Origin of the sequence: Clostridioides difficile ATCC 9689 = DSM 1296 (assembly GCF_001077535.1) — a bacterium.
Taxonomy (GTDB): domain Bacteria; phylum Bacillota; class Clostridia; order Peptostreptococcales; family Peptostreptococcaceae; genus Clostridioides; species Clostridioides difficile.
Genome location: NZ_CP011968.1, coordinates 297,218 through 310,182, shown reverse-complemented (window position 1 = coordinate 310,182; position 12,965 = coordinate 297,218). Strand labels below are relative to the sequence as shown.

At 31.1% G+C, this 12,965-nt stretch carries 13 protein-coding genes; all 13 read right to left on the bottom strand.

The features are described 5' to 3' along the window. Positions 1 to 1,689, bottom strand: a complete 1,689-nt coding sequence (locus CDIF1296T_RS01900) for a glycine rich domain-containing protein (RefSeq protein ID WP_009901440.1) — start codon at positions 1,687 to 1,689, stop codon at positions 1 to 3. Between the two features lie 14 nt (positions 1,690 to 1,703). Continuing rightward, on the bottom strand, positions 1,704 to 2,729 hold the full coding sequence (locus tag CDIF1296T_RS01895; protein WP_018112716.1) for a phage tail protein: 1,026 nt from the start codon (positions 2,727 to 2,729) through the stop codon (positions 1,704 to 1,706). Positions 2,730 to 2,740: 11 nt separating this feature from the next. Further along, entirely contained in the window at positions 2,741 to 3,358 is a 618-nt protein-coding gene (locus CDIF1296T_RS01890) for a YmfQ family protein (RefSeq protein ID WP_009896663.1), read from the bottom strand. Then, on the bottom strand, positions 3,351 to 4,400 hold the full coding sequence (locus CDIF1296T_RS01885) for a baseplate J/gp47 family protein (RefSeq protein WP_018112717.1): 1,050 nt from the start codon (positions 4,398 to 4,400) through the stop codon (positions 3,351 to 3,353). The genes CDIF1296T_RS01890 and CDIF1296T_RS01885 overlap by 8 nt, the downstream gene beginning before the upstream one ends. Continuing rightward, the gene (locus CDIF1296T_RS01880) at positions 4,401 to 4,820 is read right to left on the bottom strand and encodes a DUF2634 domain-containing protein (protein WP_011861039.1); all 420 of its coding nucleotides are present in this window, start codon (positions 4,818 to 4,820) and stop codon (positions 4,401 to 4,403) included. It lies immediately after the preceding gene. A gap of 4 nt (positions 4,821 to 4,824) precedes the next feature. Continuing rightward, complete coding sequence (locus CDIF1296T_RS01875; protein ID WP_009901352.1) at positions 4,825 to 5,085, bottom strand: DUF2577 domain-containing protein; 261 nt, start codon at positions 5,083 to 5,085, stop codon at positions 4,825 to 4,827. A gap of 13 nt (positions 5,086 to 5,098) precedes the next feature. Beyond that, positions 5,099 to 7,069: a C40 family peptidase gene (locus CDIF1296T_RS01870; RefSeq protein ID WP_018112718.1), complete on the bottom strand. Its 1,971-nt coding sequence runs from the start codon at positions 7,067 to 7,069 to the stop codon at positions 5,099 to 5,101. Further along, on the bottom strand, positions 7,062 to 7,751 hold the full coding sequence (locus CDIF1296T_RS01865; RefSeq protein ID WP_009901477.1) for a LysM peptidoglycan-binding domain-containing protein: 690 nt from the start codon (positions 7,749 to 7,751) through the stop codon (positions 7,062 to 7,064). The genes CDIF1296T_RS01870 and CDIF1296T_RS01865 overlap by 8 nt, the downstream gene beginning before the upstream one ends. 15 nt (positions 7,752 to 7,766) lie before the next feature. Further along, the gene (locus CDIF1296T_RS01860; RefSeq protein WP_009901478.1) at positions 7,767 to 10,136 is read right to left on the bottom strand and encodes a tape measure protein; all 2,370 of its coding nucleotides are present in this window, start codon (positions 10,134 to 10,136) and stop codon (positions 7,767 to 7,769) included. Positions 10,137 to 10,202: 66 nt separating this feature from the next. Beyond that, positions 10,203 to 10,973, bottom strand: a complete 771-nt coding sequence (locus CDIF1296T_RS01855; RefSeq protein ID WP_018112719.1) for an SHOCT domain-containing protein — start codon at positions 10,971 to 10,973, stop codon at positions 10,203 to 10,205. A 128-nt stretch (positions 10,974 to 11,101) separates the two neighbouring features. Continuing rightward, the gene (locus CDIF1296T_RS19485; protein ID WP_018112720.1) at positions 11,102 to 11,269 is read right to left on the bottom strand and encodes a hypothetical protein; all 168 of its coding nucleotides are present in this window, start codon (positions 11,267 to 11,269) and stop codon (positions 11,102 to 11,104) included. A 54-nt stretch (positions 11,270 to 11,323) separates the two neighbouring features. Next, positions 11,324 to 12,151 carry a BRO-N domain-containing protein gene (locus CDIF1296T_RS19480; RefSeq protein WP_018112721.1) on the bottom strand — a complete coding sequence of 276 codons (828 nt, stop codon included), beginning with the start codon at positions 12,149 to 12,151 and terminating at the stop codon, positions 11,324 to 11,326. Between the two features lie 123 nt (positions 12,152 to 12,274). Beyond that, complete coding sequence (locus CDIF1296T_RS01840) at positions 12,275 to 12,448, bottom strand: hypothetical protein (RefSeq protein WP_018112722.1); 174 nt, start codon at positions 12,446 to 12,448, stop codon at positions 12,275 to 12,277. Positions 12,449 to 12,965 lie beyond the last annotated feature (517 nt).

Genomic DNA, 12,965 nt, shown 5'->3' with positions numbered 1-12,965 from the left:
TTAAATAAATTTAATAGCATACCATTTATAAATATGTCTTTGAGTTGAGTCAAAGTTATAAGCTGGAATTTGAACACCAGTATTATTAAAATAAACATCCCCTTCGGAATTATTATAGAGCCAACCATTAGCATGAAAATTTTCATCACTGTTTTTTCTAATAAAAGCTGTAACGCTTGAAAAATCAACACCTCTTTGTGTAGCGACACCACGACAAGCAAAAAGGAAAAGTTTATAATTATTTTTATATTCAGTATCATAGTAATCAAAATCAGCAAAGAAAATGTTAGGCTTAAAATCTAAATTACTAATTTTAACCCAAGTACCAGGTTTAAAAGTTCTGTCGGTTAGATATGGATAAGCAATTTTAGCACTATCCGCAAAAGAAGTGACTGTTCCACTAGCAACTTTATATTTAGAGTTTAATTGCGATATAGTATTATTAGCTTGTGTTAACTGATTCATCAAATCCTGTAAACTAGCGTCTCCACTATCAAAAGACTGCTTTATTTTCTCTGATAACTCAACAAGTGTGTTATTCAAACTTGCTTCTATATTCTTTAATGCTAAAGTGTTTATAATACTTGTTTTACCAGTTTTAAACCCAGCATTTACCTCAATTAATTTTGTTGATATATCATTCAAATTCACATCTTCAGGCAGTGGCATTATATTCTTACTTATACTTAACACTTTTTCTGCTGTAGCATTATTACTGTCTGTAACGACTATTTTAAGTGTGTGTAGAGCATTATCTTCTAATGTATAGTTAATTGTTTTCTCTGTTGTTAAATCTGTTGTGATAGTTTCTTTTAATACATCATCTATAAAATATTCTATTTTAGTTAGTAATGTAGGGTCTGTGTGGTCTGCTTTAAATGTTGCTGTAGTTGAGTTGTATGAGGATATATTCAAAAATGGTAATGCTTGTAGTAATGTTATTTTAGCACGACCATCTGAATAATCACCTACGACAGTAGTATTTCCAGCGGTTGTCATGACTACATTATCAAAATAATATTCAGAAGTTGGTGTATATCCAGGTGGCTTATAACTATCTTTAGTTAGTACATAACCACTTCCACCGCCACTTCCATTACCAAATCCACTAGCAGGATAAGCACCACCAAACCAACCACCGCCACCACCAGATTGTGATGAAGGGTTTTCAGGAGTAGCACCTTTACCAAAAAAACCATCACAAGAACCATCTTTGTCTCTACCTCGCCCACCCTCAAATTGTGTACCACCATGAGCAGCAGCACCAGTAGAAGAAGTTCCAAGAGTCCCTTTCAAGCCACCACCATCACCACCATGTTGTTTATCATAAGTTCCACCGCCACCACCTGCAACAATTATACGAGATAGTAAACCTTGTTCATTATCCCAAGTACCACCAATAAGCCTAATATCGGTAGCACCACCACCACTTGCACCATTACCATATCCAGCACCATTGAAATTATAACCTTTTCTACCATCTATTCCAACATAAAGATATAAAGTAGTTTCTTTTTTTAATGTTATTTCACCACTACAATATCCACCATAACCATAATAAAAACCACTTTCGAAAGGAGTTCCTAATGCACCACCCCTAGCACCCCAACATTCAAATTTATATTTACCAGGTTTAAGTATAATTTCTTGTGCTGAACTTACAGCATCAAAATTCCATTCAGTTTGCATTTTCTCACTCTCCTTTAACAATAAGTTATCAATTCATTTACACTTGTTGCAATATCAGATAAATTTCCACTCAATTTTTCTTCTATATTAACCAATCTATCTTCGATTTTCTTAGACGAATAAGTAGTCATTTCAGATACTCTGTTATCATCTACAGTCGCATTTATAAAATGAGTTTCTGCATTTCCATTTATCACATAAACGTTTAATTCTGACCTTGTTTCACTTCTAACTTCTATAGAATTATCATCTATAATTTTAAAGTTTGTAACTACATTTTCTTTTGTAGTAGCATCTATAATATTTACAACTATTCTCTGTGTTAATAAACTATGTGTTACAGTTGCTTTGAATCCATTTTCTGCATCCTCAACCCAATCGTCAATTGTTATTGTTTGAGTAGATGCCACATTAGAACCACCTGCGATTAATTGGTCAATTTTAATATTTTGTTTCTCATTTTCTGTGTCAATTCTAGTGTTTAACTCTGTTTTAGCAGTTTCTAAATTATTTGTTAATTCTGTTTTAGTTGTATCTATTTTAGTATTAACAGTACCTATTTTAGTTTCTAAGTCTTGTATATCTTTGAGTGTTGCAAAGATTATTGTTGGGTCAATTTTAAGTTCTATATTATTTACATTAGATACAATAAGCACAGTTTTAACCTTCATGTCTACCACTGCACCTTGTTCTATAGAAGGTTTATAACACTCTTTGTATTTAGAAATGGCAATTAAATTATTTTCATCATCTAAATATCCTATTTCTCTTATCATAAATCCGCCTACACTTGATGGTATTAAACTCTCTAATATTATACAATTTGGTGCAGTTTCATCTGTAGTTGTATTTCCAATATTGCCTTCCCATACCACGTTTTTGAGAGCTGTCTGACTCTCAGTTGGAGTATATTCACTCCCTCCTCCATCACCAAGTTGAATTTTTACAAATCCCACTTTATTACCTGTGACACTTGCATTTGCTATCTTTGCTTTTCCTACATCTGTAATTATAGTGTAATAACTTTTATCTATAGCCAATATATCACCTCCTAAAATATTGTTATCTCTTGGTATCCAACTCCATTGCCAGTTAATACATCAATTTCTCCATAAGTTTCTATATCTGGTGGACTCCAAGGGTATATAGTTATTTCTTGACCCATTAGGGTTGTTATACCAAAATTCATATAATTGTCTTTGCTTATAAGCACTCTAGTGTAATCTAAAGTCATATTACATGGCTTAATATTACTTACAAAAGAATGAACTTCCTCAAACCAATCTTGATTTCTAGCATCACTTTCAAGATGTATATTATAAGTAGCATTATTAATAGTTAACTCATAATTACCTTCTCCAACTATACTATCTAGCCAATTCCTTAAAAATCTCTCTGAGTAAGGTAATTTACTTATATATTTACTAAAAATCCTAAACCTTCTATCTTCTAAACTCTCATTACTTTTAGGAGTTATAGACATTATCTTTTCCCATCTTTTTATACCACTTATAGTTAGGTCCTCTAAAAACTGGTCATTTGATAGGTCCTTTAATTTATCATGTAATATTTTTATTTCTTTATTTCCTACATTAAATACTTTTATATATTCTTCTTTATCTTGTAGAATTTGTGGTAAGTAATTTATTAGATTAATCTCTTTATCCAACTACCTCACCTCTCACTACTATACTGTTACTATTTATTGTTAGATTAGATTTAACCTCATTTATCATTGTATTTGCAATGTCTAATACTCCATCAATACTAAGTAATCTAGTTTCAATTTGAGATATACGGACTATTAAGTTTTCTTCATCTTCCCAACTCATGTTAAGTTCATTTAAATAGTCGTCTATTGCTTCTTCTGCAATTGATTTTATATTCTCCCAAGTGTAGCCATTTTTGTATGTTATCTCTGCTGATATATTTATAGTTGTACTTACAACACCTGTAACAGTAACTTTATGCCCTATTGGTGCTAATCCTAAGCCTTGTCCTTGATGTCCAATTGGGTCAATTTCTTCTTGCACTAAATTAACTAAATCCTCTGATGGTACTTTGAAATTAGAGTTAATTATTACTAACTTAACAGTTCCTCCACCGTCCCACACAGGATAAACCTTAACTCCTCCAACATCTTGTATTTTGTTAACTTCATCTTTATAATTTTGCATATTTCCACCAAAGCTCTGTGAATTTAGGCTATCATAATATCTTTGTCTTAAACTATCCTCACTCTCTTCATCCTCTCCATTTATCAAGATTTCAGTTAGTTCAGCAGTTTCAAGACCATCTATATATTCAATAGGTATTAGTTTTCCTAACTCAAATATAGGTCCAGCAGTTTCACATTTCATTTTATATGTTTTTTCAGATATTCTCTCAATTGCAATATAATTGTATTCTCCTAGATTAAACCTAGAATCAAGTGGAATATCTATATTAAACACTCCTTTTGCAATGGTATTAGTTGCAGATAGTGGTGTAATTCCTCGTTCTTTACATCTTTTCTCCAAGTAATAATAACTAGCAGTATCTACGAATGTTTGGTCTAGTAATTCATCCATAGCAATGTATGTTTCTGTAAGTTCTATAGCAACAGGAGCAAGAGCATTATATATTATAGAACCTTCCCTTTTATCAAAAGTATCTGGTACACTATCTAACATTCTTTTAATTATATTTTCAAATGTCATTAACTCAAACAATTATACACTCACCACCTTCTCTGCTTTTATATTTCCATATTTACTGTGAACTGTGAACTTACAATGTACTTTTCCTTTTACATTTTGAAATTCAAAATTATCTACATTTTCAACCCTATCATCTTGAATTAGTGCTTCTTTGATTCGTCTTTCAAGTTCGGGGATTACAAAGGATATAGGTTCTCCAATAAGGTCGTTCAACTCGACTCCATAATTCCAAGAATAAATGAGGTGCTCATACCTTTCAGTATTTAAAATTAAAAAGATGGTCTGTTTTAATGCTTCAACATCATCACAAATACCATCTATCTTAGATTTTTCTATATTTAATTTAAAGGTCTTACTTGGTTCTTGCCTTACATCAAAATTAATTATTGATACATCTTCAATGTCATAATCCAAATTATCGCTTGGTAACACCTCATCACATCCTATCTAAAATCAAATATTGCTGTCCTCCTTGCATCCTAATTAAGACTAATTTATCCCCTATTTTTTTATCTGTATATCTTTTAAAAGTCTCTGTTTGTATTAGAAAAAATTCTTCAAAAGATGCTTTTTGTTCTATCTTAACTATCAAAGGATTAACACTTTCTATAGTTCCAAATGCAATTTGCATTGGATTGCTTGTTTCTACTGCATCCATTGCAGCCTTCTTAATTATTTGCAATAATTCTTGTGACACTTTATCACCTCACTTAAAAGAATCTTCTAGCTCTTGCAAAATCATGCTTTTTCTTTTGTCTACCACTTAAACTACTTATTTTTACTACGTCACCAGTTTGTGGAGCATGAATATATTGGTCATTTCCTATATATAGTCCAACATGATGTACATTTCCTTTTCCTTTGTTGTATGCAAAGAATACTAAATCACCAGCTTTTACATCATTTATGTTACATAATAGTTTTCCTCTACTATCTTTTGATTGGTCTGCTGAAACTCTTTTGAGATTTATTCCTGCACCTCTTTTAAATGCCCACACCATAAGACCACTACAGTCAAAACTCTTTGGACCATTACCACCCCATTTGTAAGGCTTGCCAAGTTGATTTTTTGCTTCTTGAATAACTTTACTTACTTTATTATTATTGTTTGTTGATGTATTAGAATTATTGTTTTGAACTTGATAAGTTAAATCTTTTAAATTCTTTTCTGCTTCTTCATTACTTCCAACTCCTGTGCCTGCACTATTAGAATTATAAGTACTTCCTGTTATTTGCTTATAAAATGCACCTACACATTTTACCCATTCTTTGTCTGAACTAGAAGAATATTTATTTCTGATGCTTTCTAAAGTTTTTCGTCCTATATGGATATAGTTTCTTGATAAATTACTTATACCTCTTTTTATTCCTTCGTCTACACTAGAAAAACTCATGTAATCTCCATTTTTTTTCATTCCAAAGAAATTATTTTTAGTATTTGCAATATTTGAAGTCCCTCTAGCTGATTCGTGCATAGATATAGCAGCCATGAGTGCTGGATTAACTTTATAAGCATTTGAATATTTAACAAATATATTTCCTGTATTTGATAATTTACCTTTAAGTAGTTTATTAATCTTATTAGCCATATCAGTATCTTCTTTACTTGTAGTACTTTGTGCAGGACCATTTTGTTTCTCATTTTTATTATTAGTATTTCCACTACTATAACTTGATGAAGAATAAGAAGCAAATTCGTCTCCATCAACCAAAGTTAGGTCCATAAAATGACTGTTATTTTCAAATGTATGTTTTACTTTCTCAACTAACATATAATTTTGTAAATCAATATCTCCTAACGACAAAAAAACAGGTACTAAACAACCTGCTCTTACTCTAATATCTCCTAACACATTTTTTAAACTTAATGACTTAGTTTTCTTATTATATAGTTTTAGAAGTATATCACACTTTTGCTTTATTTCTGCTTCACTCATGTTTTTATCTACTGTATCAAACATTTGAAGTATTCCCCAACTCCTCATATGTGTAGAGTCTTGTGCAATATATACATCTCTTTTCCCTGTTTCTTCATTATCTCTCACAAGTTTAATCTTTGTGTAAGTATCACTATCTATTGATGAATTATAGTCAAAATCCTCAATTACATCATTGTTCATGACAGTATCCAGTTTCATAGAAGCAACATTCTTTAATGTTAATCTTCCAAAATCATCATAGAGTACATACATTTCCTTTTTCTCTCTTAGAGTATCATCTAGTGCAGTTAAGACCATATCAAAGAGTGTTTTATTTTCTTCAACTCTCGATATTTTATATTTTGTATCTTCTATGACATTGTATTTTAAATTAAAATCTTTAGCTAACATCTTTACAAGTTCAGATGCAGTTTGATTATTATATACATAAGTATCTTTATTCTTAAAATATCTCAACTGGTCGTAAGCAACAATTTTTATGTGATTTTCTTTATCTCTTTTCTTTTGAAATATATATCCATAAAATATGCCTACACCTTTGTAATATAATCTTACTGAGTTACCTTCGCAAAACTCTAATATATCATCCATGACTATTGTAAATTCTAACTTTGAAGGTGTTCCTCGCCTTTCAATTTCCCATGTGATACCATCCAAAACTACAGGTTCGTAGAAATCTTCCCAATGTGCTATGACTAATCTTACATCCCTATCATTTGCTAACACTAATTCATCAACCAAGTTTTAACACCTGCCCTTTATAAATGGTGTATTTACTTAAATTCTTCCCCTTATTTGCCTTATCCATCATAGATTTATTTAATTCGTATACTTTCTTATATAATGAACCATTACCAAGTTGTTTCTGACAAATTGACCAAAGGCTATCCCCTGCTTTTACTGTATATGTTTTAGTGTTTGTGGCATTGACTGAATCAACTCGTTTTGGCTCTATCTTTACATTAGGTCTACCAGTCTCATTTTTAGGAGGGGCAATAACTAACTTTTTAGTTGAGTAATCTCTATATTGCTTTAATTTTATTGCAACTTTTGTATCTGAGCCATTATCTGCATCTTCTGAAATAGCATACTCTTCAAGAGATACTTTTATATTAGTGTTAAATAGTACTTTATTACCTAATTCCCTCGATACAATAAATTGAAATGGCTTACAATCAGTTTTTAGTAATTCTAGCTTACTTAAAAAGAATTGAACATCCCTAAAAGTTCCACGATAAAAAGGTAATTTATTATGTGTAAACTCTGCTTCAAAACTTATTTCAGATAGCCCTTCTTTTTTTAATATGTTTACTTCTCCAGTATTTATCAAATCAACTGTCTTATTTTTATTTGTAACTTTAATCTCTAACTTTGGTGGAGGTATTGGTAATTGTACTCCATCTAAATAAAAATCATAAGCCACGATTACACCTCCTCTCTAAACTATTCCCTCAGCAGATACAACCATAGCATCATTCAGTTTTTCTGTTAGTACATTAACTATACCATCCACATCTGCATCTTTACTTATGTTATTAGTGTTGTTCATGTCAATTTTTATATTTACCCCTGTGAATCGGTTTATTGTTTCTTGCTCTGCAATGTCTCTAAGATATTTTAAGTCCTCTTGACTTTTATCCATAGTCTTTGCCATTTTTGCAGTATTGCCTGCTGTGTCCTTTGCTCCTTTTGCTGCGTCACTCAAAGGTGAATTTAATCCAGCTGAACCCAATCCATCACCAAGTCCGTATTTTTTATCCCAAAGGTCATCTAGACCTAAATCTTTTTTTGCTTTTTCGGCTATCTTGCTAATGTCAAAAGTATCTTTAAATTTATCAGTTATAGCATTTTGCCATTTAGTTCCAAGTGCATTTCCTTTTTGAAATGCTGCTCCAATATCTTTGTATCCCATTCGCTCCAATTTTACTTTCTCTGGTGCGTCTCCTACCCATCTGTTTAAGCTATCAATCTGTTGTTTGATGTAACTATTATCTGCCTTAACTGGCGTAAACGTTGCCTCTCCTACTTTACCAATATTTATCCCTGGTATTTTATTTATTAGGTCAATTAATTTGTTTACACCTCTTATTGCTATGTTCACCCCGTCTATGAAAGCTTTCCCAAGTGCATTACCCGCACTATTTACAGAGTCATTTAATGATGCCATTTTTTCGATTATAAAGATTACACCTTTTGCAATAGCTTGTTTCATAAAATATACACACTGATTCCAACCATTAGCAATTGCTTCATTTACAGTTATACATCCATTTAGAAGTCCAATCATTACGTTTTGTATTGCTGCTACTGCTGCAAATACTGCACCTACTATTATCCCTAGTACAGTCAAAGAAGTCCCTGCAAAATGATTTATCGCTGCTATTACCATAAAAATCACAGCTATTACTGCTATAAATCCAAGCACTATCCATGTAAGCGGACAAGCATACAATGCTGCATTTAAACCATATTGTGCTGCTACTTGCATCCATGTAGCTCCTGTAGCTAACTCGTGCATAATTACTGTTTGAGTCATTTGAAAATTAAACCAACCAGCTGATAAAGATGCTACTTTATTTGCTACAGCAAGTGCTATAGCTGCTATTGTATATATACCAATCGCTATTGTAACTCCATATATAATTGGAGCAATAATTGACCAATTCTGTGCAAATACATTAGCAACACTTAGTGCTTGTGTTATTATCCACCCCAATCCTTGCGTAATTAAACTAGTTCCAACAATCATCACATTAAAAAAATTCTGAAAAACTGGACTGCTCAATAAATCAATAAATCCATTAAAAACGCTATATCCAACAGCTCCCAAGACATACAAAGAATCAGTTACATTTACAATAAAGGTTCGGAACCCTCCACTTGATACTGTATCCTCAATCTTTTTTTGTATAGCTCCAAAAATCATTACTGCATTATTCTTTACACTAGTGAAAATTTGACCAAGTGTATAAGGCATCTGTTCAAATTGCTTATTTGTTTCAGCTGATGCAGCAAGCAAGGAATTTTTCACAATATCAGCAGTCAACATTCCTTCACTTGCCATACCTCGAATTTTTCCTATGTCGACATCGAGATAATCCGCAATACTTTTGATGATGTTAGGTGCTGACTCAAATACAGCATTTAGTTCCTCACCTCTTAATACACCAGAACCCAACCCTTGGGTTAGTTGTAACAATGCTGAGTTCATTTCTTCAGTACTTGCTCCAGCAATTACGAACTTTTTATTTAGTTGCTCTGCAAAACCTACAATTTCTTTTGTACTGCTAAACGCCTTACCTGCGTTCATGCCTATTCGTGAAACTATTTTTGCAGTATCTAAGTAAGATGCACGAGACCTTTCAGCAGATTGGAAAATCATTTTATTAAGCCCACTATCTGATTGTTGACCATCATTTATCATACTAAGTCTCGCGTTAGTACTTGTCATCTGGTCGCTTAAATTTCCTAGACCTCCTAACGTTCTTATACCTAAGTAGGTTGCTGCTAGCTTCTTTGCACTTCCAACTAATCTATCTGTAGAACTTGTACCCTTATTTATATCCTCATTAAGTCTTCGCTGTTGCCCATCAGCTTCTCTTATTTGTTGTTCTAATCTATCAAACCCAGCTTCTGCACGTGCTAGTTCTTCTCTAGCTGTTCTAATACTATTAACATCTATAGCATTGCTAGATGTTCTTTGTAATTGCTCGAATGAACTTAATACAATATTCATAGCATTAGTCATGTGTCTAAAAGCAGGTGTCATTCCGTCGAAAATTCGGATAGATGTTTGTATAGTTGCCATTTTTAACCTCCTTTCTTTTTTAACATAATATAAGCACTTACTTATTTTTAAGTAAGTGCTTATATATTATAAATTTAGCAATTCTTTTTTCTTAGTATTAAATTCTTCTTCTGTTATTGCCCCTAAGTCTAACAATTCTTTTAATCCCTTTACTTGTTGTATTGCATCATTAGAATTATTTTGTATATTAACAGCTTCATTATCCTTTACAATTATTGCTAAAACAGATAATATTTCTTGTGCAGAAGAATATGCCATTTTGTAAATTGAAGAATTACTTTTAGTTCTTAATTGTATCAGATTTACATAAACATTAGGATTACTTAAATTATTTAATGTTATTTTTATCTTAAGACTATCTATGAAAGCTTTTGTTGTTCTTTTAGCTGTTACGCCTCCAACAACAGCACCTACTCCTCCAAATAAAGCTCCCCCTGCTAAAGCTCTTCCTATCCCTCCTTTAGTCACAGTTTCGCCATTTTCTAGAAGTTCATATTCTATAACATCACTGTAATTATAAACACTTAAATTCACTTTTTCTCTATTAAACCCATTTAAAACAATAAATTTCTTATTATTATCATCAAATTCCATAAATTTTAATATTTTTTTTGTAGGATTAAAATTTTTAAGCTCTTTTTCTTTATCATCTTTTGATTCAATAGCCTTCTCTACCTCTAATTTAGTTGGTAACCCACGATATAAAGTATTTCCTGGAGTAAAGGTGGCAACTGCATATTTCTTAAAACACTCTTTACACAACCATCCATCAGCTATTTTTTGTTTTCCTTTTTCTCCACAAATACAACAATTATCTTTACTTCCGAATAATCCCATAATATTACCCCCTACGCAATTTTATAAGATTATTATACTATATCAGTAAAATTTTTACATCATAATCACCTCCTTTCAATAAAAAAACACCTACTATTCAAGTAAGTGTTTTTTATTTAATATATTATTTAATTATTATTTTTCTCTTGTTGTTTCTCATAAAGTTCATCTATTATATTTAATAATTCATAAAACTTCTTTGGATTTATTTCTTCTAATTGTTCTAGCATAATAGCAGTTTTCATGAATCTATCTATATCATTTGAACCACATATATCAAGTAAATTCTCACACATTGTATTAACCCCCCAAAATAAACTAAAATATATTATTTAATACAACTGATAAATTTACTCAATTTTATAAACCACATGATAATTCTTCTTCTCACCTGCAATCTTAGTAGGTCTATTATTTTCCTCTATCCAATTTCTAACCTTATCTATTACACTCTTTGTATATTTATTTACAGTACCAGTCCAAGAACCATTAGTTTCCCAAACGCCTTTGACTTCGTTTTCTTCTAAATCAATCTTTTTAATAATTTCACAAACAGCCAACTGTGCTGGTTTATTACTCTTAGAATATATTTTCAGTTTAGATGCTATTTGTTTTGTGTCAAAGAAAGATTCCTCTTCTTCAATTTCTATAGGTAAATCAATGCCTGCCTTTTTATATAATGTTTTAGCTGTTAATAGTTTGGATTTATTGTCAAATCCTGCACCATCTAGCAATTCTTTTAACATAGATGTGCTGTTATAGGCTAATTGTAACTTTTCAATCTCACTTGCTTTTTCTCTTAGTTTTTCGGGATTAGCATTGTTAGTTATGTATGCACCAGTTTGTCTTATTGATGGTAGTACATCTACTGCTAACCATGTTTGAAATTTTACTGCTATTTCATTTTTAGCTTTCATACCTAAAAGATAAAATAATGATTCAGGTATATACTCATCTTTCCCCAACAAGTTGAGGAAACCAAATTCTTTACAGTATTTATTAATAGTTTCCCATCTAATTGATACATATTGCTTACCATTTTTATTCTGTGTCTGACACCATCCAAACCCTACAGCTGTATCCTCTGCATTAATTCCTATACTTCCATCTTCATATTTAATAGTTCTTATTTTTATTCCTAATTCATTATTTTCAAAATTCATCAGTTCATTATTCATACAAAAATCACCCTTTCGATTTATTATCTTGAAAGAGTTATCTTTACATGATAGAATATTTCATATAGAGATAACTCTAGGTTAAGTAGTCCAGTATGCTTTGGTCGGCGTTGGGCTACTTTTTTACTTATCTTCCTCCAAAAGTAAGTCTACTCCTTTTCTTATTGCTTCTGTTCTAGTAAGATTTTCTTTCTCACAATAATCTAATAATTTTTTATGAGTATTTTCATCAAATCTTACTTTGACATCAATATTTTTAGGATTATCAACTTTTGGTCTTCCCATTTTAGAACTCATTGTTTCACCTCACTTTTTGTGTTCCATAATATAATTATATTATTTGTGTTCCAAAAAGTCAATAACTTATCCCAATTTTTTCTAATTATTTTACTCAACCGACCAATTTTGAGCAAAACAAAAGCACCTACTATTTAAGTAAGTGCTTTCTTTTTTCTATTTAATTTTGAATCCACATAGTTAATATAAAACAATTATCCATACCTTTAAAAATTATCTTGCTTCCATTATTTACATACCACTTAGTTAATATAAAACATTCAAGAAGTAACTGTAATTGTTCATCTGTAAAATAATTTACATTCCATATAGTTAATCTAAAACGATAGACAAAGCTAGTGCAGACGCTAAAGTACAATCATTTACATTCCATATAGTTAATCTAAAACCTTTCATAACTGATGTTAAAGACTCATTATATGTACTATTTACATTCCATATAGTTAATCTAAAACAGAAAGATTAAAAAATAGAATGATACTTCTTACAACATTTACATTCCATATAGTTAATCTAA